Below are 24,263 nucleotides of genomic sequence, written 5' to 3'. Positions count from 1 at the left end.
TTAAAGGGGTTTTTCGCACGTCACGAAAAGTTTTGCATGTACTGGTAAACGGCTCGAATCCCTCTTGCTGAAGTGCGGGTTTCCATCAAATAACGAAAATTCACCAGATAGTTAGTTTGTTCATGTGTTTCCGGTAAATATGCCCGCGTGCGGACGATGGTTGCGGCCGCAACCGGTCCTGTCGCGGCATGCTTAGCAGGAAGCAAAACAGGAAGCAAAGCGGCATGCAAAACGCGTAGCGCCACCTTTTTACCGATCGGTCTGCTAGCATGGCTACCGCTTCGTGACGACGGCCTTTCCTGGCCGCTTCGCCCGCCGGACGTTCCGCCTTGCCGTGCCCGCAGCAGCAGTCTCTGTAACCGATGATCGTGAAGACTCACACAACCGGAGAAGAGCATGAAAGCCAGCACCATCGCCGAACGGGAGGCCCGTGGCCGTGCCGCCCGCGAACACTCGAAACGATCGAGCCATAAAGCGGTCGGCGACCTGCACCGCGACCCGGTGGCGTTACTTCGGCAAAGCAGCGAGGGGCGGGTCGAGAATCTCGTGCCGCTGCGCTACGGGCGCATGGCCGTCTCGCCGTTCACCTTCTTTCGCGGCACCGCGATCCTGCAGGCGCACGATCTCAGCAAGGTGCAGGACACCGGCCTCACCATGACGATCTGCGGCGACGGGCATCTGATGAACTTCGGCGGCTTCGCCACGCCCGAGCGGCAGCTCGTGTTCGACCTGAACGACTTCGACGAAGTGGCGACCGGTCCTTTCGAATGGGATCTGAAGCGCTTGACGGCGAGCTTCGTGGTGGCCGCGCGTCATATGCGCTTGAGCCGCGGTACGGCGGAAAATCTGGTGATGACGGCCGTGACGACCTACCGCGATCGCATGGCGCAATACGCGCAATGCGGCGCGCTCGAACTCTGGTACGACCGCATTACCTTCGACCTGATGGCGGAAACCGCGTTGACGCCGGAGCGCCGCCGCGCGGTGCGTCGTGGCATGGAGAAAGCGGCGGGCCGCACGCACGAAAGTCTGCTCGAAAAAATGGCCGAGTTCGACGGCGAGACGTGGACGATTCGCGACGCGCCGCCGGCGCTGTTTCACGTGCACGGCGCGAACACGCTGTTCGCCGAGGAAGACGACTGGTTCACCATCGGCAACTGGCGCACGCTGATCGAACGCATGTGGACCGGTTATCTGGGCACGTTGTCGCACGACCGGCGCGAACTGCTCGGTCATTTCACCGCGCAGGATCTCGTGTTCAAGGTCGTGGGCGTGGGCAGCGTCGGCACGCGTTGCCTCGTGTTGCTCAATGTCGATCACATGGGCAAGCCGCTGTTCATCCAGATCAAGGAAGCGCGCAAGTCGGTGATCGCGCAGTATCACAAGGCGCCGGCGCAGAAGCATGAAGGGCAACGCGTGGTGGCAGGCCAGCGCTTATTGCAGGCCGCCAGCGATATTTTTCTCGGCTGGGCGACGGGGCCGTCGGGACGTCATTTCTATTTCCGCCAGCTGCGCGACATGAAGCTGTCGGCGAACATCGAATTGTTCGATACCGATCTGCTCGAAGGTTACGCGCGCCTGTGCGGCTGGATCATGGCGCGCGCGCATGCGAAGGCGAGCGGTCAGGCGATCGAGATCGGCGCGTATATCGGGCGCGGCGATCAGTTCGCGGAGGCGCTGACCGGGTACGCGATGGCTTACGCGGATCAGGTCGAGCGCGATTACGACGTGTTTCTCAAGGCCTGCCGTAACGGCGAGCTCGATGCGCGTACCGAAGAGGATATGGCGGCGGATTTCCGCGTGTAGCGGATGAGGATGGGGGGACGCGGCTTCAGGCTTTCAGCGTCGGGCGGCGTGCGTGTCGTGCGCGTCGTGCGCTTCACGGCCGCCGCTTGTATTGCATCACGCATCGCGTCACGCATGGCATCACGCATGGCATCACGTATCGCGCGCGTCGCGCAGCGTCACGAAACGCAGCTGCTGCGCACGCGCCGCTTCGGCGAGGCGCGGCAGCACCGCGAGAATGAGCGGCAGGCCATCGCGCGTGAGCGCGGCGTTGCCGTCGTGCAGCAGCAGAATGTCGCGCGCGGCGAGGCCGTCGAGCAGGCGCCGCGTCACCGCGTCCGGATCGCGCTCGCGCGTGTCGTAGCCGCGCCGTGTCCATGCAGCCAGACGCAGATCGAGTTTGCGCAGCACCGGTTCGAGAAAAATGTTGCGCAAGCCGGCCGGCGCGCGGAAAAACAGCGGCCGTTCGCCGCTCAAGGTTTCGAGCGTGCGTTGCGCGGCGCCGATCTCGCGCGCGAGCGTGCCCGGGAACGACACCGAAAACGTATGCACATGGACCTGCGAGTGATTTTCGAGCGCATGACCACGCGCCACGATTTCGCGTGCGAGGTCCGGATAGCGCTGCGCTTTCGAACCGATACAGAAGAACGTCGCGCGGATGCCGAGCGTGTCGAGCAGATCGAGCACGAACGGCGTGACGCGCGGATCGGGACCGTCGTCGATGGTCAGCGCAATCGCGTCGGCATTGCGCGCGCTGTCGGGCAGGCGCGTCCAGTTCGGGCCGAGCAGCGAGGTGCGCGGCAGCAGGCCGGCTATCGTGAAGACGGCGTGATTCGCGAAGATCGCGGCCAGCCACCACGGCCACGCGGCCGGCTTCGCCAGCCAGCCGGCCAGCACGACGACGTGCCAGACGGCGGTGGCCGTGAGCATCGCGGGATAGCCGGTGCGCGGCCAGCGCGTCGGCGTGGACACAGCGTGAGCCGCGGCGTTGGGCGGCGAGGGATGTTCAGTCATAAAGCGTACTTCCGGTCTGCCTTCCTCCGTCCAGGGAAGGGCTTGAGTCGCGCGTGCGGCGCGGAACAGCGAACGATACCATCGATGCATGAAGCGACACAGGTTATAGGCGGGATCCGTGGGCGTGAAAGCGTGATGAAAGACGGTGGTGTGGACTGATTGTCCGAATCGTGGCAATGGGATGGCGATATATACCGAGGAGATGAGTCGTGACGGTAAACGAAGCGGTAAATAAGACGGCAACTGAAACTAAAGCGGTAACTTCAACACAAGACAGGAAAGTCGCGTTGGTGACCGGCGCGGGCAGCGGCATCGGCCGTGCGTGCGCGCTCAAGCTGCTGGAACATGGCTACAGCGTCGTACTGGCGGGCCGCCGTCAGGCGCCGCTCGATGCGCTCGCGGCCGAAGCCCAGCGTTTCAATGGCGACGCGCTTGCGGTAGCCTGCGACGTCACCGATGCCACCAGCGTCGCCGCCCTGTTCGACACGATCCGCGCACGATACGGCCGGCTCGATCTGCTGTTCAACAACGCGGGTCGCAACGGCTCGCCCGTGGAGATCGACGAACTCGATGTCGACGAATGGCGCTCGGTGGTGGATACCAATCTGACCGGCGTGTTCCTGTGCACGCGCGCGGCCTTCGGTCTGATGAAAACGCAGACGCCGCGCGGTGGCCGCATCATCAACAACGGTTCGATCTCGGCGCACGCGCCGCGGCCCAACAGCATCGCGTACACGGCCACCAAGCATGCGATCACCGGGCTCACCAAGGCCGTGTCGCTCGATGGCCGCAAGCACGACATCGTGTGCGGGCAGATCGACATCGGCAACGCGGCAACGGAAATGGCCGAACGGATGGCGCGTGGCGTGCCGCAGGCGAACGGCGAGATCGCCGCCGAACCGCTGATGGATGTGCAGCACGTTGCCGACGCGCTGCTGCACATGGCCGGATTGCCGCTGTCGGCGAACGTGCAGTTCATGACGATCATGGCGAGCAAGATGCCGTTCGTGGGACGCGGCTGACGCGTTGGCGCGGCGAAGACGGTAGCGGGCGAGACTTGCGGCGTCGCCCGCCTGCTGTCACACCTTCACACAGGACTTCAACCTATACTGGGCACTTTCCTCGACGGACAGCGATTCGCCGTGTCAAGCGCCCCACCCAGCGACGACCCGCAGCCAGTCCCACCCGTGCAACCCGATCTCGACGATTGTTGTCACAGCGGCTGCAACCCTTGCGTATTCGATCTCTACGACGAAGCGCTCGAACGCTACGCAGCCGCGCTGGCGCAGTGGAAGGCGCGACAGGCGAGACAGCTTGCCGACGCGTCGCCGCCCGTGTCCCGCAAGGCTCGCGCCGGCACGCATCCGCGCCGCAAGTCCGGATAGATTGCCCGCACCGGCTTCCACCCACAGGCCCAGACTCCACCGCTTTCGTCATGACCGACCCTCAAGCCGCGTCTTCCGATCTCCAGAGCGACCCGCACACGCTCGACGACCTGCATCGTTTCGTGCAGCGTCATCCGCGCCTTTTCGTGTTGACCGGCGCGGGCATCAGCACCGACTCGGGCATTCCCGGCTATCGCGACGACAACGGCGAATGGAAGCGCTCGCCGCCCATCACCGTGCAGGAATTTCTCGGCACGCAAGCGATGCGTCAGCGTTACTGGGCGCGCAGCATGGTCGGCTGGCCGGTGGTCGCGAACGCGCAGCCGAATGCCGCGCACGTCGCGCTCGCACGGCTCGAAGCGGCCGGTCATGTGCCGACGCTGGTCACGCAGAACGTCGACGGTTTGCATCAGCGCGCGGGTAGCCGCAACGTGATCGAGCTGCACGGCGGCATCGACGGCGTGACGTGTCTCGATTGCGGGATGCAGCATTCGCGCGCGTCGATCCAGCAGACGCTCGAAGCCGACAATCCCGCGCTGCTGAACGTCAGCGCGGAAACCGCGGCGGATGGCGATGCGCATCTCGAATGGCACGCGCTCGATACGTTTCGCGTGCCGGCCTGTTCGAACTGCGGCGGCCTGCTGAAACCCGCCGTGGTGTTCTTCGGCGAGAGCGTGCCGCGCGAGCGCGTGGAGGCGGCCTCGCATGCGCTCGACGCCGCGGACGCGGTCCTGGTAGCCGGTTCCTCGCTGATGGTCTATTCAGGCTACCGCTTCTGCGTGTGGGCGCAGAAGCTGGGCAAGCCGATTGCCGCGATCAATCTCGGACGCACGCGCGCCGATCCGCTGCTGTCGCTGAAACTCGCGGCGCCGTGCGCCGACACGCTGACCGCGCTGGCCGGGCGGCTCGCGCTGGAGCCGTAATTCGATAAACCGAAGGGAACGCCGATGTTGACGACGATCGAACAACTCGAAGCCATCTATGGCCAGCCGCAGGAACGCGCGGTACGCAAGGAGATTCCGTACATCAACGAAGACTACCGCGCGTTCATCGAAGTCGCGCCGTTCGTCGTGCTCGCCACGGCCGGGCCCGAAGGGCTCGACTGTTCGCCGCGCGGCGATACGCCCGGTTTCGTGCGCGTGATCGACGAGCATACGCTCGCGCTGCCGGATCGCCCGGGCAACAATCGCATCGACAGTCTGCGCAATGTGATCGTGCAACCGCAACTGGCGTTGCTGTTCGTGATCCCGGGTGTCGGCGAAAGTCTGCGGGTGAATGGCCGCGGGCGCATCACCAACGAAGACAAATGGCTGGACAGTTTCGCCGTCGAAGGTAAACTGCCGCGCACCGTGCTGCTGATCGACGTCGAAGCGGTCTATTTTCATTGTTCGAAAGCGCTGGTGCGTTCGAAACTGTGGGATCCGTCGCGTCATGTCGAGCGTTCGCGCCTGCCAAGCGCAGGGCAGATGCATCAGCGCATCAACGGCGCGCATTTCGATGCGGCGAGCTACGACCGCGAGCTCGCCGAGCGGGTGCATACCACGCTTTACTGAACGATCATGACCGACCCTCACTTCGCGCTGCGGCAACGCTCGCCCTCCGCCGAACGCAATCGCGAGCCGATCCTGGCCGTGTTGCGCGAGGCCTTGCCGGCCGTCGGCCGCGTGCTCGAAATCGCGAGCGGCACCGGCCAGCACGCGGTCTGCTTCGCCGGCGCGCTGCCCGGTCTCGACTGGCAACCGAGCGACGCCGACGCGGATGCGCGCGCGTCGATCGCCGCATGGATCGCGCACAGCGGCTTGCCGAATCTGCGCGCACCGCTGGCGCTCGACGTGCATCGAACGGATTGGGGCGTGGACGTGCTCGACGCGGTCATCTGCATCAACATGGTTCACATCTCGCCGTGGAGCGCGACCGAGGCGCTGTTCGCGGGCGCGGCCCGGCGTCTTCACGATGGCGGTGTGCTGTATCTGTACGGCCCATACCGGCGCGGCGGCCTGCATACCGCGCCGAGCAACGAAGCGTTCGATCAGCAACTGCGCAGCCGCGACCCGGCATGGGGCGTGCGCGACATGGAGACGGTGATCGCGCTGGGCGCTTCGGCCGGGCTGGTCTGCGAGGAGCCGGTCGCGATGCCGGCCAATAACTTCAGCCTGGTATTCAGGAAACAGGCCGCGTAGCAGGTCGAGAAGCAGGCCGGTTGGGACGCACGCTGCGCGCCACCGAGCGGCGAGTTGGCATTTCTTTTATTCTTTCACCCTCGACGTCCCGCCCACGTTTCTATCCGGCGCGACGTCCCGTCATTTATTGGACTCTGGAGAATTCACATGGGCAAACAGGCAATCGGCGTGGTGGGGCTGGCGGTCATGGGCCGCAATCTGGCGCTCAACATCGAGAGCCGCGGCCACGCGGTGTCGGTGTACAACCGTAGCCGCGAGAAAACCGACGAACTCATCGCCGAATATCCGGACAAGAAACTGGTGCCGGCCTTCACGCTGGAAGAATTCGTGGAGTCGCTGGAAAAACCGCGCCGTATTCTGCTGATGGTCAAGGCCGGCGAAGGCACCGACGCCACCATCAATCAGTTGAAGCCGCTGCTGGAAAAGGGCGACATCCTGATCGACGGCGGCAACACGCATTTCACCGACACGATCCGCCGCAACCAGGACCTCGCGAAGTCCGGCCTGCACTTTATCGGCACGGGCGTGTCGGGCGGCGAGGAAGGCGCGTTGAAAGGCCCGTCGATCATGCCGGGCGGCCAGCGCGACGCGTACGACCTGGTCGCGCCGATCCTCACCGAGATCGCCGCCAAGGCGCCGGACGGCGAACCGTGCGTCGCCTACATGGGACCGGACGGCGCCGGCCACTTCGTGAAGATGGTGCACAACGGCATCGAATACGGCGACATGCAGTTGATCGCCGAAAGCTACGCAGTGCTCAAGCAGGTGGTGGGGCTGTCCAACGAAGAACTCGGCAAGGTCTATACCGAGTGGAATCAGGGCGAACTCGACAGCTATCTGATCGAAATCACCTCGAAGATTTTCGGCAAGAAAGACGATGAAACCGGCAAGGATCTGGTCGACGTGATTCTCGATCGCGCGGCGCAGAAGGGCACCGGCAAATGGACCAGCCAGAACGCGCTCGACCTCGGCGCGCCGCTGCCGCTGATCACGGAAGCGGTGTTCGCGCGTGTGCTGTCGTCGCTGAAAACGCAGCGCGCGGCCGCAAGCAAGGTGCTCGAAGGGCCGCAGGCCAAGCCGCTCGGCGCCGAGCGCGACGCTTTCATCGAATCGGTGCGCCGTGCGCTGTATTTCAGCAAGGTGATCTCGTACGCGCAGGGCTTCGCGCAACTGCGCGCTGCGTCGGAAGAGTACAAGTGGGATCTGGATTACGGCACGATCGCGAAGATTTTCCGCGCCGGCTGTATCATCCGCGCCCGCTTCCTGCAGAAGATCACGGACGCCTACACGAAGGACAAGGCGATCGCCAATCTGCTGCTCGATCCGTACTTCCGCGACATCGCGAAGAACTACCAGGCTGCGTTGCGCGAGGTGGTGGTGGCGGCGGTGAATGCGGGCGTGCCGGTGCCGGCGTTCGCGTCGGCGATCGCGTATTTCGATGCCTATCGTTCGGAGCGTCTGCCGGCCAATCTCGTGCAGGCCCAGCGCGACTTCTTCGGCGCGCATACGTTCGAGCGCATCGACAAGCCGGGCAGCTTCCACGCGAACTGGAGCTAAGCGCGGGCGTTTGAATCGGGCGGTCCGGCGGGTGCTGGCGCGGTGCGCCGGCCGCCGGATCGGCGGCCGCCGAATCGCCGGCCGCTGGAACGCCAGCCGCCGGGTCGCCGGCCGCTCGATTTGCCATTCGCGGGCGGCAAGTGTTTGAAATGCAGTAAAAATTTCAGCGCGATGAATTATTGCTGAAAGCTATTGATCAGATAGGTTGGCGGCCCCGTACAACGAAAACTGTTGCGAAATTCGAAATAGAGTTTCGTCGTTTTAGGGGTTTCCCCTAGATGTCGACGCTCCTAAACTTCTCATTAAGCGCTACGGAACAACAAGTCCAACGCGCATTAACAACAAGTTCTGGAGGTTTACATCATGAAATCCCTTATCTCTGCAGTTGCCGCTACCGTTGCCATCGCCGCTCTGGCCGCTCCCGCCGTTTCGTTCGCTCAGTCGAACCAGCCGCTGACCCGCGCCGAAGTCCGCTCGCAACTGGTGCAACTCGAAAAGGCCGGCTACAACCCGGTGGGCGATCACATCAACTACCCGGAAAACCTGCAAACCGCGCAAGCTCGCGTCGACGCGCAGAACGGCACCGCCCAGGCTGCGAACAGCGGCTACGGTTCGCCGGCCGTGGGTACGTCGCAATCGGGTAGCCCGCTGCACGGCAACGATCGCAACTCGGTGTACTTCGGCAACTAATTGCCAGTCGCGCGGCGACCGGGAGTAGACCGGTCGCGCCGAATGTCTCGGTCGGATCGATCGAGGCGCAGCAAATGAAAACGCCGTCCGGGTCGAACCGGACGGCGTTTTGTCGTTTACGGGCGGTGTCCTGTGGTGGTCCCGCTGGCGTTGCGTGATGCGTTCGTTCGCGCCCTCGCGCTACTCATTCTTCGGTCAATGCAACGAGCGATGCCGACGGCCAATCTCGTCGAACAACGCGCGGCTCGGTTCGAGTGCGAGCAGCCAGGATTCGTCGTAGCCGCTGAGGTTGTCGAGCGCCTCGCGCAGCCGCTCGATCGCCAGCGCGGGAATTTCCACGCTCGCTTCCACACCGCTCGACAAACCCGCGATGCTGGCTAGTTGCACCAGCGCGTCGGCGGCTTCGGCCACATCGGCGGCGAAAACCAGATGCGTATTCAGCAGTTCGACCAGACCGGGCGATGCCGTAATGTCGTCGACGTTCAACTGCACGGCCAGAAAGGTGGCTTTGTTCATCCCCAACTCCTCGCAGGTTCCAGGCATGGTCGTTCGGCGCGCTGCGCGCAGGTTGACTGAGTATAGGTGAGGGCCGCGTGGTTTCAATGGTCACATGAATCGGAAAGCATAGCGTCAAAGCGCCACTGGGCCGACCGGCGCCGCCTCGCCGACGGTCTCCGCCGGCCGCCGGACCTATAATAGGGCCAGCGCAAAAATGCCGTGCCGTCCGGTGTCCAGCGTGCTTCGACCGTCGCCGGAAGGGCGCCGCTCGCGGCATGGCAAATGCTTGGGGCTGATTGAATCCGATTGAACCAGAGTGTCGAGGAAAATCACATGACAAGAGAATGGCCTTTGACGGGATCACGGTTGCTGGCCGCAGCCGCGCTGGGCTTGCTGTTCGGCGGTTGCACCACGATGCCGTGGGACAGCACGCCGTTCTACAGCAGCGCGCCCTCCCGTCCGACAACCCTCAACACGGTTCCCGTACCGGCCGGTTTCTACCGGGTGAACCCCGGCGATACGCTGCCCGCCATCGCGTCGGCGTATGGCCGCAAGACGCAGGACATCGCGTCGTGGAACGGTCTGCCGATCAACGCCGCGGTCAGCCCCGGCGAAGTGCTGCGAGTGTCGCCGCCGATGGCCTCCGGCAGCGTCGTCACGCCGCCGGTCGGCATCGGCCAGAACGGCGCGCCGGGCGCCTCGGCGCAGGCGGTGCCGAATGGGACGCCGAATCCGTCCGTCGCGTCGGCGGGGCCGCAGCCGGGCGTATTGCAATGGCCGTTGCGCGGGCCGATCCTGAAGAATTTCGCGCCGGGCAAATCGAACGGTATCGTGATCGGCGGCCGGCCGGGCGATCCGGTCAAGGCGGCCGCCACCGGTCGCGTGGTGTACGCAGGCAGCGGCATCGAGGCGTATGGGCCGCTCATCATCATCAAGCACGACGATTCGCTGATCACCGCGTACGGTCAGAACAGCACGTTGCTCGTCAAGGAAGGCGACGCGGTCGCGCAAGGGCAGACCATCGGCGAAGTGGGGGTGGATAGCCGCGGCGTCGCGTCGATCCAGTTCGAGGTGCGTCAGAACGGCCAGCCGGTCGATCCGCTCGCATGGCTGCCGAAGTCGGGCGGATGACGCCGGGCGGCTGAACTCAGGCTGAGTTCGGCCTGATCTCAGGCGGCGCGGATTTTGAACGGCGTTTCTCAGCGCCGCCTGAATTGAATACACTGTGTGGCTCACCAGCCGGCGTCGCATTGCTCCGTCGCCGCCGTCTGGCACAGGCTGTCATCCATAGACGAGACGCACAGGGACACACCATGATCGATTTGCGCAGCGATACCGTAACCCGTCCGACCCCGGCGATGCTCGCGGCCATGTCGGCCGCCGAAGTCGGCGACGACGTCTGGGGCGACGACCCCACCGTGCTGCGTCTGCAGGCCACGCTCGCCGAGCGCACCGGCAAGGAAGCAGGCCTGTTCTTCCCAAGCGGCACGCAAAGCAATCTGGCCGCGTTGATGGCGCACTGCGCGCGTGGCGACGAATACATCGTCGGCCAGCTGGCGCATACCTACAAATACGAAGGCGGCGGCGCGGCGGTGCTGGGCAGCATCCAGCCGCAGCCGCTCGAAAACGCGCCGGACGGTTCGATTCCGCTCGAGAAAATCTCCGCCGCGATCAAGCCGATCGACGACCACTTCGCCCGCACGCGGCTGCTGGCGCTGGAGAACACCATTGGCGGGAAGGTGCTGCCGGCGGCTTACGTCGACGAAGCCGTGCAGCTCGCGCGTCGTCACGGACTCTCGGCGCACCTCGACGGCGCGCGCGTCTACAACGCGGCCGTCGCGTCGGGCACGCCGGTCGCGGCGTTGTGCGCGCCGTTCGATTCCGTGTCGGTGTGCTTCTCGAAGGGGCTGGGCGCGCCGGTCGGATCAGTGCTGGTCGGCAGCAAGGCGCTGATCGACGTTGCGCACCGCTGGCGCAAGGTGCTGGGCGGCGGCATGCGGCAGGCCGGGGTGCTGGCGGCCGCGTGTCTGTATGCGCTCGATCACAACGTCGAGCGTCTCGCCGACGACCATGCGCACGCCGCGCATCTGGCGGCGGGGCTGGAGGGCATTGGCGGAGTGAAGGTGCAGTCGGTCGCGACCAACATGGTGTTCGCGCAGTTTCCGCAGCAGCATTGCGCGCCGCTCGAAGCGTGGCTCAAGGAACGCGGCATTCTCACGCAGATGCTGTACGCGTCGCGCTTCGTCACGCACAAGGACGTGTCGCGCGCGGATATCGATACGTTCATCGGCGCGGTGAAGGGGTATTTCGCCGCGAACTAGGCGGATGAGCGGACCGGTCGCTCATCGATCGCATCAAATCGCATCGCCGTATAACGCAAACGGGCGCGCTGTTTTCGCAGCGCGCCCGTTTGCGTTTCAAGGGGCAACCTGGTCGCCGCATTCCGGCTTCATTTCACGGCCGCTTTCGCCGGCGTCCCGGCCCGATGCGACGGCGCCAGCAATCGCAAGCCGCTCGCCAGACTCGCGGCGCCTGCGAAGAAAGCGCCGGCGCCGAGCGCCAGCGTCGGACCATGCCGGCCCGCGATGCCGAAGCTCAACGCGACCAGCGCCGCGCCGGTGGTTTGCCCAAGCAGCCGCGCGGTCGCGACGATGCCGCTTGCGCCGCCGCTGCGCTCCGGCGGCGCGCTCGCCATCAGCGCCTTCAGATTCGGCGACTGGAAGAAGCCGAAGCCCGCGCCGCAAATCGCCATGCGAATGCCGATGTCGAGCACATGCGGATGCGCCGGCAGCAGCGCCAGCGACGCCATACCCGCCGACATCACCGCCAGCCCGATCGCGCCGAGCAAACCCGGCGGATAGCGATCCGACAACCTGCCCGCCAGCGGCGCGGCGAGCGCCACGACGACCGGCCACGGCGTCATCAGAAAGCCCGTTTCCACCTGGCTGCGATGCAGCACGTCCTCGAAGTAGAACGGCAGCGACACGAACGCGAGGCCCTGCGCGGCGAACGAGCACACCGCGGTCACCGCCGACAGCGCGAACACCGGCCGCTTGAACAGATCGACGGGCAGCATCGGCGCCGGGTGGCCTGCTTCGCGGCGGATCAGCAGCAGCCCGAACACCAGCGCGACCGCCGCCGCGCACAGCACCCACTGCACCGGCTCGCGCTGCGCCGCCTCGCCGAGCGCGAAGATCAGCGCGGCGAACGTGATCACATTGAGCAGCGCGGCGACGGGATCGAACTGATGCGTGCCGCGCTCGGTGTGCGGCAGCGCGGGCCACGCGAAGGTCAGCGCCAGCAGACCGAGCGGCACGTTCACCGCGAACAGCCACGGCCACGTGGCGACGGAAAGAATCAGCGACGCCACCGTCGGTCCCACCGCGAACGACACGCCGACGATCAGCGCATTGGTGCCGAGCCCGCGTCCCAGCCGATGCGGCGGGTACAGGAAGCGGATCAGCGCGGTATTCACGCTCATGATCGCGCTCGCGCCGAGGCCCTGCAGCACGCGCGCGGCGGCGAGCATCGGCAGGGTCGAGGCGAGCGAGCAGGCGAGCGACGCCAGCGTGAACAGCGCGATCCCGCCGATATAGATGCGCCGGTGCCCGACGATGTCGCCGAGCGCGGCGAGCGGCAGCAGCGTCGCGACCATGGCGAGCTGGTATGCGTTGATGATCCACACCGACGCCGCCGGCGCTGCGTGCAGATCCGCCGCGATCGCGGGCAGCGCGGTGTTGGCGATCGCGGTGTCGAGCGTGGCGAGCGCGACCGCGAGCATGATCGCGGCCATCGCGCGGCGGTTGGCGGCGGACATCGGGCCGTCGGCGGGGAAGGGGATGCTGGGTTTGTCGGACAACGCGGTGCTCGTCGGGATAGTCGATGGGGTGGTCCGGTGAATTGTTACAGAGACATGGAAAACGTGCTGACGAGCGGGCGGGCGATGCGCCTTCAGGCGTACGTCTCGCGTCAGTCTCAAGGCAACTAACGGTCAGCCCCGTCACGCGTCTCCGAACTGCGCGGCGCTTGCGCTGTCACAACGCTTTCCATTCACCTGTTGCGCAGATGAGGCGAGCCGATTTGACCACGCATCCGATGGACCCACTGCTTCATCCGCACGTCATGCGTAGAAAAAATAATGGGCCGACGAGGCACGACATTCGTGACCTTCGTCATGACCTTGAATCACGTTCAGATTCTTTACGATCGCCGCACGCTCGCCCGATTGGCGAGTTCATGCACGCGGGCAGTGCCCGCCCATCGCGGCATGCACCGCCCGCGTGCGCATAACCCGCATCGCAACGTGCAGCGTCGGGCATGGCATGTGCGTCTGGTTCCGCTCGCGTTCGCCGGTGTCCGGTGGCCGTAAAATGTCCTACTCTGTTTCTTAACCCGCCTGACCGGCACGCGCCTCCCGTCCGTCACCTGTGCGGTTCGCGCCTGTCGCGTCGCTCTTAACCGGAGGCTTCGATGACAACCGTCGATCTGGAATTCGACCAGCTCAACAGTACCGTCGACGCGCTACGGCGCTCAATTTCCAATCGCATGATGTACGGCGTCGGCAAGGACGCCGTCACCGCGCATCCGCACGACTGGCTGCACGCCGCCGCGCTTGCGGTGCGCGACCGGCTGGTCGCGCGCTGGATGAAGACCACGCGCCTGCAATACGAACAGGACGTCAAGCGCGTCTATTACCTGTCGATGGAGTTCCTGATCGGCCGGACGTTTACGAATGCATTGCTGGCACTCGGCATCCACGATCAGATGAAGGAGGCGCTGGCCAGCCTCGGCGTCGACATGGACATGCTGATCAATATCGAGCCCGATGCCGCGCTCGGCAACGGCGGCCTCGGCCGGCTCGCGGCCTGTTTCCTCGATTCGATGGCGACGCTGGGCATTCCGGGCTTCGGCTACGGCATCCGCTACGAGTACGGGATGTTCCGCCAGGAGATCGTCGACGGCGAGCAGGTCGAAGCGCCCGACTACTGGCTGCGCGCGGGCAATCCGTGGGAATTTCCGCGGCCCGAGATCAAGTACATGGTGCACTTCGGCGGCCGCACGGTGCAGCGTGGCGAGCATGTCGAGTGGATCGACACGCAGCATGTGAACGCGACCGCGTACGACACCGTGATTCCCGGCTACGCGACCGACGCGACCAACACGCTGCGTCTGTGGTCGGCGCGTGCCACCGAGGAACTCGATCTCGGCGCGTTCAACCGCGGCGACTACCGCAACGCGGTCGACACCAAGAACATGTCGGAGAACGTGTCGCGCCTGCTGTACCCGGACGACTCGACGCCGGCCGGCCGCGAACTGCGGCTGCGCCAGGAATACTTCTTCGTGTCGGCGACCATGCAGGATTTGATCCGCCGCTACCAGCGCACGCACAGCACGTTCGGCCGCTTCTCGGAGAAGGTGGCGGTGCATCTGAACGACACGCACCCCGTGCTGGCGATTCCCGAGCTGATGCGTCTGCTGGTGGACGTGCATCATCTGCCGTGGGACAAGGCGTGGTCGCATGTGACGAAAATTTTCTCGTACACGAATCACACGCTGATGCCCGAAGCGCTCGAAACGTGGGACGTGGAGATGCTCGCGCGCTTGCTGCCGCGTCACCTCGAAATCATCTTCGAGATCAACGCGCAGTTTCTCAAGCACGTCAGCGAGCAGTCGGGTCACGACGGCGAGATGATCCGCCGCATTTCGCTCGTCGACGAATATGGGCAGCGGCGCGTGCGCATGGCGTATCTGGCGATCGTCGCGAGCCACAAGGTGAATGGCGTGTCCAAGCTGCATTCGCAGTTGATGACGCGTGACATCTTCGCGGATTTCGCGCGCATCTATCCGGAGCGCTTCACCAACATGACGAACGGCATCACGCCGCGCCGCTGGCTTGCGCAGGCGAGTCCGTCGCTGTCGTCGCTGATCGATCAGCAGATCGGCAAGCATTGGCGCAGCGATCTGTTCGAACTGGAACAGCTGCGCGCGCTGCGCAACGACAGCGGATTCATCGATGCTTTCCGCGAGGCGAAGCGGCAGAACAAGATCCGTCTCGGGCAGCGGCTCGCGCAGCATACGAAACTGCACTTCGATCCGGATGCGTTGTTCGATCTACAGGTCAAGCGCATTCACGAGTACAAGCGGCAATTGCTGAACGTGCTGCATGTGATCGTGCGTTACAACCAGATTCGCGAGAATCCGGAACGCGACTGGGTGCCGCGCGTGGTGATGTTCGCCGGCAAGGCCGCGTCCGCGTACCGGATGGCGAAGACGATCATCAAGCTGATCGGCGATGTCAGTCAGAAGGTCAATCACGATCCGCTGATCGGCGATCGTCTGAAGGTGGTGTTCGTGCCGAACTATGGCGTGAGCGTGGCCGAGCTGATCATTCCGGCGGCCGATCTGTCCGAGCAGATTTCGATGGCGGGGACGGAGGCGTCGGGCACGGGCAACATGAAGCTCGCGCTGAACGGCGCGTTGACGATCGGCACGATGGACGGCGCCAACATCGAAATCTGCGACGCGGTGGGACGCGAGAACATCTTCATCTTCGGCCATACCGCTGATGAGGTGGATAGCCTGCGCGCGACCGGCTACCGGCCACGGCAGATCTACGAAGAGAACGCGGAATTGCGCATGGCGCTGGACCAGATTCGCACGGGCTTTTTCTCGCCGGACGATCCGCTGCGCTTTTCCGACATTTTCCACACGCTGGTGGATTGGGGCGATCACTACATGGTGCTGGCCGATTTCGCGGCGTTCGCGAAAGCGCAGGACGAAGTCGATGCACGCTTTGTCGACAAACGCGCGTGGGCGGAAAGCGCGATTGAAAACGTCGCGGGTATGGGGCAGTTTTCGTCGGATCGCACCATCGGCGAATATGCGCGCGAGATCTGGCATGTGAATCCGCTCGAAATCAAGTGAGGGGTGAACTTGCGCGGTTGATGCTGGCAGTGGGATGAAGCGTCACGTGGCGCATGCTTGACGCGCTCCCATTCGCCACGCTATGGTTGCTAGACAAATGGGTTGCGACTACGCGGCCGGCGCTAGGCTCCAGAGACTACTTTGGGGCCTTTCGCTTTTCTAGGGGAAGATTTTCAAGCCGTTACCCAGAACGGTACCGGATGACCCCGTAAAAAACTTCTTCTCCAGAATCTGATACGCGCGATTGGCCTGATCGGGACGAAGCACCGAGAGCCCAATCGGGCGCGCCATCAAGTCGCACAAATGCAACCCTTCCGAATTCGCTTGCTTGTCGCAGACCACCACGTCGAATTCGTATTGGATACCTGAACGGTTGTCGCCCGCGCACTTAAGATGCTCGATTCATCGAGCGCGATGAAATCGGCGTAGTCGCTATGAGCTGTCCGGATCGACGTCATCGTGCGCGTTTACCGGACGAGGCTTTCGCTGCCGTTTACCGCGCGCAAACCCAGTTCGTGGCGCGGGAAATCGAACAGCACGTCCAGATTCTGCATGCCCATCAAACCAATCACGATACGGTTGGCGTCCGGTTTCGCCTTGACGATCGTGACCTGCGCGTCGTCATACCGATGCACCCACTTGCCCGAGCCGACCGCCGTGTTGTAGTTGCCGCGCTTGAGCACCTTGCCGATGTCGTCGTCGCCGGTCCAGTTCGGCGCCTTGTCCGTTTCGATGCGGATCATGTCGGTGCTGGCGGTCGCGAACACCAGTGGCGCACAAAACGTCATCCTGTCGGCGACGTTCACGCAGCCGCGCGGCCATTGCACCGTGCCGTCCGGTGCGACGACCATCGGCACGCTCAGGTAGTCCTTCGTGAGCCCGTTCGACGGGCTGAGCACCAGATAAGGTTTCGCGAAGTTCGCGTGCACCAGATACCGCTGACCGACGTTGCCGGGCAGGGCCCGCAGCGGTTGCGTGCAGCAACTGTCGTCCGGCTGCGCGGCGCCAATGCCAAGCAGGCCGGAGAACGCCCAGCCGAACTCGCCGGTGTAACCGTCCGTGCCGACGCAACGTCGCATCCCGGCCTGGCAGTCGACTTTGTCCACGGCTTGCGCGGTAATCGTGGCCGGCTTTAGCCCGGCGATGCCAAGCGACAACGTAACGGCCGCGCCCGAGACTTGCGCGCCGTTGGCGAGCGGCAGCGTCGTCACCGGACCGGCGTTCGGGTAGCGGGTACCCGGCAGCGTCGACTTCACCACGCGTACGCCCTGCGTGCCGGTGTCGAGCGCGACGTACAGCGATTTGCCGTCGAGCTGGACCGGCAGGCCGAGGCGCGCGTGATCTTCGTCGGCGCGCTCGACGTGCAGCGGGATCAGCAGGCCGTCGTTGCCGCCGTTGATCAACGCGGCCGTCGACGCGGGCGGTGTCGGCGTGGGGAAGGTGACGGCGCAGCCGCTCAGCGCGGCACACGTGCCGATGATGGCGACGAGCTGCGCTGCCGCGCGATGAAGGCGCGTGGGACGGTGAAGGGGATAGCGAAGGCGATAGTGATGGCGACAGTGATGGCAACCACGAGGACTCGCTTTCGCTCGACCATGCAGAAAGACGGCAATCGCGTTGAACAGGAACGACGGGGACATAGAACACGCTTTGCAAAATAGGCGAGTCCCAGACGAAGGCCATGCATCGAGAGCAGCGAAGAGCGCGGCGCGGGCGGCGATTTCGCCGTGAAGCCGCGTGGCGTCGCGATGAAGCCACGACGCCGGCGAGCCTGCGGGCGGGGACACGCGTTGACGGGAACGGCGACTCTACAGGGCCGTCCGGATGCACTTGCAAAGATGTGTCAACGGAATCGAGTGGTGTGCGTGTCAGCCGCCGGCGCTCAGCAATCGCGCGGCTGCCGTATCACCGTATCCTGCGCGCGGCCCAGCGTCGCGCGATCGAGCGTCGTGGTCAGCAGGCCGATCACATCGTCGAGCGTGCGGGAGGTGACCTCGACGCGAAACGTCACGCGCTGGTTCTGCTGATCGACGGTGACGACGTAAAGACGCAGATCGTCGCCAAGCGACGCGTGCAGCGCGCGCCGTCCCTCGGCCGACGATGTGCCAGGCACGGTAACGTCGATGATGACGAGGGGAACGACGCGATGGGTCCGGCGGCTGGTCGTGCGCGGTGCGCGCGGGGTGGCGAAACCGGAGGTGACGGCGGAGGTGTGCATCGTGATTGCACCGATGCGCCAGGGTGGCGGGGCGGCGCGCGTTGTGGATACGCGCCTACTCTATCGGCACGCGTCTTAACGACGCGCAAAAGCCTGCGTGGGCCGAATCAAAATCGTGTTAACGCGCCGCGCTCTTCGCTTCATCGACCGCCGCGCCCACGCGCTCGACGAACTCGCGATCGGTGCTCATCAACGCCTCACGCTCGCCGTTCGCGGTTTGCACCATCAGCCGATGAGTGATGTCCTGCGTCGCCCACGTCAGCCAGCCGACCACCACGAGCATCGTGCCGCACACGAGGCCTACCGGCGATCGCAGTATCGCGCCGACGATCGCGCCGACGAAACCGAGCGACGAGATCGTCAGCGGCAGGACCCGGTTCTTCGGCACGGTGACGACCTGCACGCCGAGAATGTCGCGCAGCGGGAACACCTGGCCGGCGGCGGAGAGTGCGTTACGCGTGACCGACACGCCACGATCATTGAAAGGAGTTTCCATCGACGAGAAGGCAAAAGGCGGCAAAGGCTGGAGCGTACCAGACTTTAAATGCCCAAAGCTTGCGATAGCTCGAACGGAAAGCACCTTGTTTCTTCGTCAGGCACCGATCCTTGATCGTGAGCGTCGACATAATGAATCTCCTCCGGTCAGACTCAAACTCGCTCGCCGCTCAACACATCAAAGCGGCGTCTCCCGGCGGCAAACCGTCAGCACCAGTTGCCGCAGCCAACGGTGAACCGGATCGGCTTCGAGACGCGGATGCCACATCTGCGACACCGTGATGGTCGCCGTCGCCACGGGCAGATCGAATGCGAAGAGCGTGTCGCGCGAAAACGAAACGTCTTTGGAGGCCGGCGTCTGAGCGCTGAAAAACGAGGCCGGCACGAGCGCGATCAAATCCGAGGTTCTGGCCACCGCAAGCGCCGCCGGAAAACTCGGCACGACGGCAACGACGGTTCGAGCCAAACCCAAGGCCGCGAGCGCATCGTCGACGGGACCACCTGTGCGGCCCCGGCGCGACGCGACGACGTGACCGAAGGCAACGTACCGTTCGACGCGCACCGGTTGTTCATCGCTCGCGAGTGGATGGCCGGTTCTCACGACGCCGACGAAACGATCGCGGAATAACGCCTGTACCCGTACCTCCGGACCCATTTCGCCGAGCACGCCGATCTCCAGATCGGCCGAGCCGTCGCGTAACGGCGTGGCGTTCTTCTCGGCTTTCGGCGCGAAACACAGACAGACCCGCGGCGCGACCGCGCTGACCGCAGCAATCAGCGCCGAGCCGAAGACTTCGACGAAGCCATCGTTGGCGCGGATGCTGAACGTGCGGCGCAGCGTCGGCAGATCGGGCTCCGTGTTCGACGGATGCAGCACCGCGCGCGCTTCGTGCAACGCGTCGCGCGTGCGTTCGCGGATCTGTTCGGCGTAAGGGGTCAACACCATCAGACGACCCGCGCGCACCAGCAGCGGGTCGCCGGTCGCCGTGCGCAGTCGCGTCAACGTCCGGCTCATCGCGGACGCGCTGAGACCGAGACGCCGCGCGGCGCCGGCCACGCTGCCTTCGGCGAGCAGCGCGTCGAGCGCGGGCAGCAGATTCAGATCGAGGTCGGGATCGGGCATGCCCGATCGTAACATCGGCGTGGGCGCGCACCGGGGGCGTCATCGCGCGAGTCAAAGCCAGGCTGGCGGGCGCAACGCCATTCACGAGCCGAGGCGTGCGGTGCAGGTGATCAATGCACGCGGCGCGCCTTCCGCCTTCAACGGCACGTGACTATATTGACTGGACCGACGGCGGCGACGATGCGAACGAATGTCCACGCGTCAGGGCGCGCCGGCTCTACAGGGAGAAATAGCATGAGTACTTCGACGCCTCAGAAAACCGTTTTGCTGATCGGCGCATCGCGTGGTCTCGGCCTCGCGATGACCGGCGAATACCTGAAGCGCGGCTGGCGCGTGATCGCCACCGGCCGCGAGAATTCGACCGGACGTCTGCGCGAACTGGCCGGCCCGCTCGACGTGGAAAGCGTCGATGTCACGCGCGCCGATCAGGTCGCGGCGTTGCGCGAACGGCTCGCGCATCGAGAAATCGATCTGCTGTTCGTCAATGCCGGCGTGAAGAACGACGACCGCGAAACCATCGCCGACGTCTCCACCGACGAGTTCGTCCGCGTGATGGTGACGAACGCGCTCAGTCCGATGCGCGTCGTCGAAACGTTCCAGGACCTGGTGAGGCCGGGCGGCACGATCGGCGTGATGTCGTCGGGGCAGGGCAGCATCGCGAACAACGTCAACGGCAATTACGAAGTGTATCGAGGCAGCAAGGCCGCGCTGAACATGTTCATGCGCAGCTACGCGGCCCGTCATGCCGACGATCCGCGCACGCTGTTGCTGATGGCGCCGGGTTGGGTGCGCACCGATATGGGCGGTCCGCAGGCGCGCCTGAGCATCGAGGAAAGCATTCCGAACCTGTTGAACACGATCGATGCTTACGCGGGACGCTCGGGCCTGCATTACCTCGACTATCTCGGCAAAGTGGTGCCGTGGTGAACGCGGGCGCATCGGCGCTCACCACGTATCGACGCACCGCACCGCTCCGCAACGCACCGCACCGCTGCAACGGCTCACGAGCAATACAGCCACGGATCGGCCCAATCCGCGACGTCGTTGGTGACGCCATTCTGCCCATCCGTGATCACGAGCCGCAGCGAGTTGCGGCCCGCGACGCTGACGCGCACCGTCTTGACCGGCGTCGCGCTGGTGACGAGACCGCTGTCGTATAGCTCGACATTGTCGGCCCACACCTGATAGTCGACCGTGCCCGCGCCCTGCGCCGCGGCATCGAGCCCGATGTCGCTCTGGAACGTCGTGCAACGTCCGTTCAAACGGTAGACGAGTTGGGCGGGCGCGTTGACCGTGATGCCGTCGATGTAGCTCGATCCATGCACGACGACCGCGCCGGCCGCCGTCGCGCCGACCGGCGGCGAGACGCCGTTGGCCGCCTTCACCGCGACCGTTCCCGATTGCACGGTGGACCAGATCCAGCCTTGCGGCGCGAGCGGGCCGTTCACCGCGACCGGATCGCTGCCGGCGAGTTTGACCAGCACGACGCCGGTGGCCGGTACCGTCTGCGTGAGGCTTTGCGTCACCGTGCCGAGGCTCGCGCCGTTTACCAGATTGGTGGCCTGCACCGGACCGCCGAGTCCAAGGTTCGCGAAGTTCACCGTGATCGGCGCGGCCGTACTGCCGCGATTGAGCAGCGCAACGGCGCGCGTGCCGTTGGCCGATAGCGGCTTGGTCCAGACCTGCAGCGTGGCGGAGCTATCCGGCGTATCCAGCACCGCCTGCAACGCCAGCGGGTCCTGATTGACGGCGATGATCGCGCTGTTCGTGAGCAGCGCCTGGGTCGCCGCGCTCTGGCTGCGCACGTCGTTGCCCGCGTTCAGACCGCTCGACATCATGGCCCACATCGCGAAGTGAGCGGTGTCCTGATCCGCGGTCATGCCGTTGCCGACTTCGAGCATGTCCATGTCGTTGAAGTAGCCCGGCACGGCCCACGCGGCGTCCGCCGCGCTGGTGTCGATGATCGACGTGACCGAGGTGAATTTCGCCGAGATGTCCTGCGAAATGCGCGACATGTCCGCGTAAGCGGGCACGTAGAGCGTGCCGTCGGCGGCGAAGTTGGTGGTCAGCGTCGTGTTCGCGCTGTACGGGTTGATGCTCAGGTACATGGTGCGGCCCGTGGCCGCGATGCCCGCGCGCATCGCGGGGAACGCGCTCAGGTTGCCGCCGCAGTAGTCCATCTTGATGTAGTCGACGCCCCAGTTGGCGAAGGTCTGGGCGTCGACCGCTTCGTGCCCGAGACTGCCGGCGCCGACGCCCGGCGGATACGACGCGGGACGCGTGCCGTGCGCGAGGCCCGCGCATGTGTTGGTGCCCGCCGACGTGTACAGACCGAATTTCAGACCTTTGCTGTGCACGTACGCGGCGAGCGCCTGGATGCCGTCGGGGAACGTCGTCGCGTTCGAATACAACTGGCCGGTGGTCGCGTTGCGGCCGCCGACCCAGCAATCGTCGACGGTCACGTATTGATAACCGGCCGCGGCCATGCCGTTCGACGCAATCGCATCGGCGACGGATTTGATGATCGCCTCGGTGTCGTTGCACGCGAAGGTATTCCACGAATTCCAGCCCATCGGCGGGGTCATGAAACGCACCTGGGCGAGTGCGATACCGGGATCGGTCGCGCCGTTGGAGACGGCGCCGCTGCTGCTCGCACTGCCGCCGCAACTGGCGAGAACCGTATTCAACGCGGCGAGGAAAAGAATCAGAAACGCTCGGTAAAAGACGGGTGAACGCATGATCGTGTCTCCTTGTGCGAAGCGCGCTGGCGCACTCGCACGATGCTGATGGAGAGTGTGGCTCTCGTCGTTATGCAGGCAAGCGTAGACCTCGACGCAAGCGTCCGCAAATTTCGGGAAGCTGGGTCACATACCAGGAAAAGGAGGGGCGTTGCGACGCAGCATCGGAAATAATAAGGATGGCATATCGTCATCCGGTGCTGCGTTTCGGGAAATATTTCGAATTGATTTGAGGCCTTGATTTAAGGCCTTTTCTTCATAACGATGGGTGTGCCGAAATCAGGTGCGGGCTGTATCACGGTCTGCTGCTGCCGTCATCGCCGGACTGAAAAAATACACGGCGGCGCCAGCCGCCAGCGGCAACACCGTCACGGCGAACAGCCACGCGTAGGTCGCGGCGCTCGTCAGACCGGACGCTTTCGCGACACCCGCGATCCAGCCGAAGCAACTGCTCGCCAGCGCGATGCCGAGAAACACGAGGCTATTGAGCAGTCCGAGACCTAAACCAAGCCGGTGAGGCGCGATGATGGAGCGCGCCTGCGACATCACCAGCGGATGAATCGAGCCTACGGAAAACAGGACGCAGATCAGCGCGACACTGACCGCCGCGCTGCCGGCCGGCACACACGCCAGCGCGAGCGCCGCCAGCATCCCGGCGATCAGCCACGCGAGCACGATCCGTTTGGGCGACAGAAACCGCACCGCGAGCGGAATGCCGAACGACGCAACGATTCCGACCACGCTGGTCACGGTCATCGCATTGCCGCGCGCGATCACGTCGAAGCCGAAGACGTCCGCGAGATACGGGCCGCCCCAAGACGTGCGGAACGTGCTGCCCACCGACATCGCGAGACACGCGGGCATCAGGGTCCAGAGGCCGGCGCGCCGTTTCGTTGCGGCGTGGCTGCCGGGCGTGCGTTGCGTGGCCGGCTTCGTGTCGTGCGCTGCACGCCGCTCGCGCGAGCGGTCCAGCGCGTCGCGCGGCTTGACGAAGCGGGCAACGCCGAGTGCCGCGACGAGCATCGCGAGTGCCGCCACGGCGATCACCACGCGCCAGCCGAAACTCGCGGTCGCGCGGCTCAGCGGCAACGCGGCGAGCAGCGCGCCGGCCATGCCGATGGCGCTCGCGGTCGTGACCGCGCGCACGTTGCGCGCGCCGTGGCCGGTGCGCAGCACATGATTGAGCAGGCCCATGAAGATCGGTGCGCAGCCGAGCCCGATGCCGGCCTGCGCGATCAGCGCGAGCGGTGCGCGGGTCGTCGCGGGCAGCACGGCCGCGCAGAACGCGCCGACGATCATCAGCGCCACGGTGGGACCGCGCACGCCGTAACGGTCGAACATCAGGCCGACGGGGAGTTGCGCAAGCGCGAAGACGAGGAAGAAGGCGCCCGCGAACCAGCCGAACATCTGCGGCGAAAAATGGAAATCGGCGATGAGTTGCGGTGCGATCACCGCGACATAGCTGCGAAAGAACTGGCTCAGTACGTAGGCGAAGGTCAGGGCCCACAAGCCGGCATCGAGCGGCGTTTCATGCGTGCCGCGGACCGCTGCGTGTGCTGCGTGTGCTACGTGTTGTTCCTGTGTGCCGTCTGTGCCGTCTGACATCGTCGCTGCCGCTTGGAGAGGAAGGCGACATGATAGCGAATCGAAGCGGCG

23 protein-coding genes are annotated in these 24,263 nt (G+C 64.9%); 13 read left to right on the top strand and 10 right to left on the bottom strand.

Annotation, left to right across the window (positions count from 1 at the left end; genetic code table 11):
* Positions 1-20: 20 nt before the first annotated feature.
* On the bottom strand, positions 21-398 hold the full coding sequence (locus LFL96_RS23110; RefSeq protein ID WP_281003022.1) for a hypothetical protein: 378 nt from the start codon (positions 396-398) through the stop codon (positions 21-23).
* Here LFL96_RS23110 and LFL96_RS23105 point away from each other — a divergent pair.
* Positions 397-1,806: a DUF2252 domain-containing protein gene (locus LFL96_RS23105; RefSeq protein WP_281003021.1), complete on the top strand. Its 1,410-nt coding sequence runs from the start codon at positions 397-399 to the stop codon at positions 1,804-1,806. The two genes, LFL96_RS23110 and LFL96_RS23105, sit on opposite strands and share 2 nt — an antisense overlap.
* A 132-nt stretch (positions 1,807-1,938) precedes the next feature.
* On the opposite strand, the gene LFL96_RS23100 is transcribed toward LFL96_RS23105, so the two are convergent.
* Entirely contained in the window at positions 1,939-2,799 is an 861-nt protein-coding gene (locus LFL96_RS23100; protein WP_281003020.1) for a polysaccharide deacetylase family protein, read from the bottom strand.
* Between the two features lie 287 nt (positions 2,800-3,086).
* On the opposite strand from LFL96_RS23100, the gene LFL96_RS23095 reads away from it, so the two are divergent.
* From LFL96_RS23095 to LFL96_RS23065, 7 genes are all read left to right on the top strand, one after another.
* A complete protein-coding gene (locus tag LFL96_RS23095; protein ID WP_281003019.1) occupies positions 3,087-3,821 on the top strand; it encodes an SDR family oxidoreductase in 735 nt (244 codons plus the stop codon).
* Between the two features lie 120 nt (positions 3,822-3,941).
* A complete protein-coding gene (locus tag LFL96_RS23090; protein ID WP_281003018.1) occupies positions 3,942-4,184 on the top strand; it encodes an oxidoreductase-like domain-containing protein in 243 nt (80 codons plus the stop codon).
* Positions 4,185-4,234: 50 nt separating this feature from the next.
* Entirely contained in the window at positions 4,235-5,107 is an 873-nt protein-coding gene (locus LFL96_RS23085; RefSeq protein WP_281003017.1) for an NAD-dependent protein deacetylase, read from the top strand.
* A 24-nt stretch (positions 5,108-5,131) separates the two neighbouring features.
* The gene (locus LFL96_RS23080) at positions 5,132-5,737 is read left to right on the top strand and encodes a pyridoxamine 5'-phosphate oxidase family protein (protein WP_281003016.1); all 606 of its coding nucleotides are present in this window, start codon (positions 5,132-5,134) and stop codon (positions 5,735-5,737) included.
* Positions 5,738-5,743: 6 nt separating this feature from the next.
* The gene (locus tag LFL96_RS23075; RefSeq protein ID WP_281003015.1) at positions 5,744-6,364 is read left to right on the top strand and encodes a DUF938 domain-containing protein; all 621 of its coding nucleotides are present in this window, start codon (positions 5,744-5,746) and stop codon (positions 6,362-6,364) included.
* Positions 6,365-6,511: 147 nt separating this feature from the next.
* A complete protein-coding gene (gndA, locus tag LFL96_RS23070) occupies positions 6,512-7,921 on the top strand; it encodes an NADP-dependent phosphogluconate dehydrogenase (protein ID WP_281003014.1) in 1,410 nt (469 codons plus the stop codon).
* 363 nt (positions 7,922-8,284) lie between these two features.
* On the top strand, positions 8,285-8,611 hold the full coding sequence (locus LFL96_RS23065) for a DUF4148 domain-containing protein (RefSeq protein WP_281003013.1): 327 nt from the start codon (positions 8,285-8,287) through the stop codon (positions 8,609-8,611).
* 195 nt (positions 8,612-8,806) lie between these two features.
* On the opposite strand, the gene LFL96_RS23060 is transcribed toward LFL96_RS23065, so the two are convergent.
* Entirely contained in the window at positions 8,807-9,127 is a 321-nt protein-coding gene (locus LFL96_RS23060) for a hypothetical protein (RefSeq protein WP_281003012.1), read from the bottom strand.
* Between the two features lie 315 nt (positions 9,128-9,442).
* Between LFL96_RS23060 and LFL96_RS23055 the strand changes: the two genes are divergently transcribed.
* Together LFL96_RS23055 and ltaE are read left to right on the top strand one after the other, a co-directional pair.
* Positions 9,443-10,240 (top strand): peptidoglycan DD-metalloendopeptidase family protein, encoded by a 798-nt coding sequence (locus LFL96_RS23055; protein ID WP_281003011.1) that lies wholly within the window; start codon positions 9,443-9,445, stop codon positions 10,238-10,240.
* A 182-nt stretch (positions 10,241-10,422) separates the two neighbouring features.
* Positions 10,423-11,430: a low-specificity L-threonine aldolase gene (gene ltaE / locus LFL96_RS23050; RefSeq protein WP_281003010.1), complete on the top strand. Its 1,008-nt coding sequence runs from the start codon at positions 10,423-10,425 to the stop codon at positions 11,428-11,430.
* Between the two features lie 128 nt (positions 11,431-11,558).
* Here the strand turns inward: ltaE and LFL96_RS23045 are convergent, their stop codons facing one another.
* Positions 11,559-12,926: an MFS transporter gene (locus LFL96_RS23045; RefSeq protein WP_281003842.1), complete on the bottom strand. Its 1,368-nt coding sequence runs from the start codon at positions 12,924-12,926 to the stop codon at positions 11,559-11,561.
* 653 nt (positions 12,927-13,579) lie between these two features.
* Here LFL96_RS23045 and LFL96_RS23040 point away from each other — a divergent pair.
* Positions 13,580-16,033, top strand: a complete 2,454-nt coding sequence (locus LFL96_RS23040; RefSeq protein ID WP_281003009.1) for a glycogen/starch/alpha-glucan phosphorylase — start codon at positions 13,580-13,582, stop codon at positions 16,031-16,033.
* Positions 16,034-16,500: 467 nt separating this feature from the next.
* Here the strand turns inward: LFL96_RS23040 and LFL96_RS23035 are convergent, their stop codons facing one another.
* The 4 genes from LFL96_RS23035 to LFL96_RS23020 all read right to left on the bottom strand — a co-directional run bounded on the left by LFL96_RS23035 (position 16,501) and on the right by LFL96_RS23020 (position 19,869).
* Positions 16,501-17,673, bottom strand: a complete 1,173-nt coding sequence (locus LFL96_RS23035) for a hypothetical protein (protein WP_281003008.1) — start codon at positions 17,671-17,673, stop codon at positions 16,501-16,503.
* 242 nt (positions 17,674-17,915) lie between these two features.
* Entirely contained in the window at positions 17,916-18,251 is a 336-nt protein-coding gene (locus tag LFL96_RS23030) for a hypothetical protein (protein ID WP_281003007.1), read from the bottom strand.
* Between the two features lie 118 nt (positions 18,252-18,369).
* Complete coding sequence (locus LFL96_RS23025) at positions 18,370-18,747, bottom strand: DUF6232 family protein (RefSeq protein WP_281003006.1); 378 nt, start codon at positions 18,745-18,747, stop codon at positions 18,370-18,372.
* A gap of 177 nt (positions 18,748-18,924) precedes the next feature.
* Positions 18,925-19,869, bottom strand: coding sequence for a LysR family transcriptional regulator (locus tag LFL96_RS23020; RefSeq protein ID WP_281003005.1), 945 nt, complete (start codon positions 19,867-19,869; stop codon positions 18,925-18,927).
* On the opposite strand from LFL96_RS23020, the gene LFL96_RS23015 reads away from it, so the two are divergent.
* Together LFL96_RS23015 and LFL96_RS23010 are read left to right on the top strand one after the other, a co-directional pair.
* Positions 19,868-20,020, top strand: coding sequence for a hypothetical protein (locus tag LFL96_RS23015; RefSeq protein ID WP_281003004.1), 153 nt, complete (start codon positions 19,868-19,870; stop codon positions 20,018-20,020). The genes LFL96_RS23020 and LFL96_RS23015 overlap by 2 nt on opposite strands.
* An 83-nt stretch (positions 20,021-20,103) precedes the next feature.
* Positions 20,104-20,796: an SDR family NAD(P)-dependent oxidoreductase gene (locus LFL96_RS23010; protein WP_281003003.1), complete on the top strand. Its 693-nt coding sequence runs from the start codon at positions 20,104-20,106 to the stop codon at positions 20,794-20,796.
* 74 nt (positions 20,797-20,870) lie between these two features.
* On the opposite strand, the gene LFL96_RS23005 is transcribed toward LFL96_RS23010, so the two are convergent.
* Positions 20,871-22,607, bottom strand: coding sequence for an NPCBM/NEW2 domain-containing protein (locus LFL96_RS23005; protein WP_281003002.1), 1,737 nt, complete (start codon positions 22,605-22,607; stop codon positions 20,871-20,873).
* Between the two features lie 279 nt (positions 22,608-22,886).
* Complete coding sequence (locus LFL96_RS23000) at positions 22,887-24,212, bottom strand: MFS transporter (RefSeq protein WP_281003001.1); 1,326 nt, start codon at positions 24,210-24,212, stop codon at positions 22,887-22,889.
* Between the last annotated feature and the right edge of the window lie 51 nt (positions 24,213-24,263).

This window comes from Paraburkholderia sp. D15, assembly GCF_029910215.1.
Classification (GTDB): domain Bacteria; phylum Pseudomonadota; class Gammaproteobacteria; order Burkholderiales; family Burkholderiaceae; genus Paraburkholderia.
Note: the sequence above shows the minus strand (reverse complement) of the source record. Positions and strands in the feature narration are given on the sequence as shown.

What these genes read in the sequence shown, in the direction of transcription:
- LFL96_RS23105 (WP_281003021.1), top strand. Translation starts at nt 397, where the DNA reads ATGAAAGCCAGCACCATCGCCGAACGGGAGGCCCGTGGCCGTGCCGCC.
- LFL96_RS23110 (WP_281003022.1), bottom strand. Translation starts at nt 398, where the DNA reads ATGCTCTTCTCCGGTTGTGTGAGTCTTCACGATCATCGGTTACAGAGA.
- LFL96_RS23100 (WP_281003020.1), bottom strand. Translation starts at nt 2,799, where the DNA reads ATGACTGAACATCCCTCGCCGCCCAACGCCGCGGCTCACGCTGTGTCC.
- LFL96_RS23085 (WP_281003017.1), top strand. Translation starts at nt 4,235, where the DNA reads ATGACCGACCCTCAAGCCGCGTCTTCCGATCTCCAGAGCGACCCGCAC.
- LFL96_RS23080 (WP_281003016.1), top strand. Translation starts at nt 5,132, where the DNA reads ATGTTGACGACGATCGAACAACTCGAAGCCATCTATGGCCAGCCGCAG.
- LFL96_RS23075 (WP_281003015.1), top strand. Translation starts at nt 5,744, where the DNA reads ATGACCGACCCTCACTTCGCGCTGCGGCAACGCTCGCCCTCCGCCGAA.
- gndA (WP_281003014.1), top strand. Translation starts at nt 6,512, where the DNA reads ATGGGCAAACAGGCAATCGGCGTGGTGGGGCTGGCGGTCATGGGCCGC.
- LFL96_RS23065 (WP_281003013.1), top strand. Translation starts at nt 8,285, where the DNA reads ATGAAATCCCTTATCTCTGCAGTTGCCGCTACCGTTGCCATCGCCGCT.
- LFL96_RS23060 (WP_281003012.1), bottom strand. Translation starts at nt 9,127, where the DNA reads ATGAACAAAGCCACCTTTCTGGCCGTGCAGTTGAACGTCGACGACATT.
- LFL96_RS23055 (WP_281003011.1), top strand. Translation starts at nt 9,443, where the DNA reads ATGACAAGAGAATGGCCTTTGACGGGATCACGGTTGCTGGCCGCAGCC.
- ltaE (WP_281003010.1), top strand. Translation starts at nt 10,423, where the DNA reads ATGATCGATTTGCGCAGCGATACCGTAACCCGTCCGACCCCGGCGATG.
- LFL96_RS23045 (WP_281003842.1), bottom strand. Translation starts at nt 12,926, where the DNA reads ATGTCCGCCGCCAACCGCCGCGCGATGGCCGCGATCATGCTCGCGGTC.
- LFL96_RS23040 (WP_281003009.1), top strand. Translation starts at nt 13,580, where the DNA reads ATGACAACCGTCGATCTGGAATTCGACCAGCTCAACAGTACCGTCGAC.
- LFL96_RS23035 (WP_281003008.1), bottom strand. Translation starts at nt 17,673, where the DNA reads ATGTCCCCGTCGTTCCTGTTCAACGCGATTGCCGTCTTTCTGCATGGT.
- LFL96_RS23030 (WP_281003007.1), bottom strand. Translation starts at nt 18,251, where the DNA reads ATGCACACCTCCGCCGTCACCTCCGGTTTCGCCACCCCGCGCGCACCG.
- LFL96_RS23025 (WP_281003006.1), bottom strand. Translation starts at nt 18,747, where the DNA reads ATGGAAACTCCTTTCAATGATCGTGGCGTGTCGGTCACGCGTAACGCA.
- LFL96_RS23015 (WP_281003004.1), top strand. Translation starts at nt 19,868, where the DNA reads ATGCCCGATCGTAACATCGGCGTGGGCGCGCACCGGGGGCGTCATCGC.
- LFL96_RS23020 (WP_281003005.1), bottom strand. Translation starts at nt 19,869, where the DNA reads ATGCCCGATCCCGACCTCGATCTGAATCTGCTGCCCGCGCTCGACGCG.
- LFL96_RS23010 (WP_281003003.1), top strand. Translation starts at nt 20,104, where the DNA reads ATGAGTACTTCGACGCCTCAGAAAACCGTTTTGCTGATCGGCGCATCG.
- LFL96_RS23005 (WP_281003002.1), bottom strand. Translation starts at nt 22,607, where the DNA reads ATGCGTTCACCCGTCTTTTACCGAGCGTTTCTGATTCTTTTCCTCGCC.
- LFL96_RS23000 (WP_281003001.1), bottom strand. Translation starts at nt 24,212, where the DNA reads ATGTCAGACGGCACAGACGGCACACAGGAACAACACGTAGCACACGCA.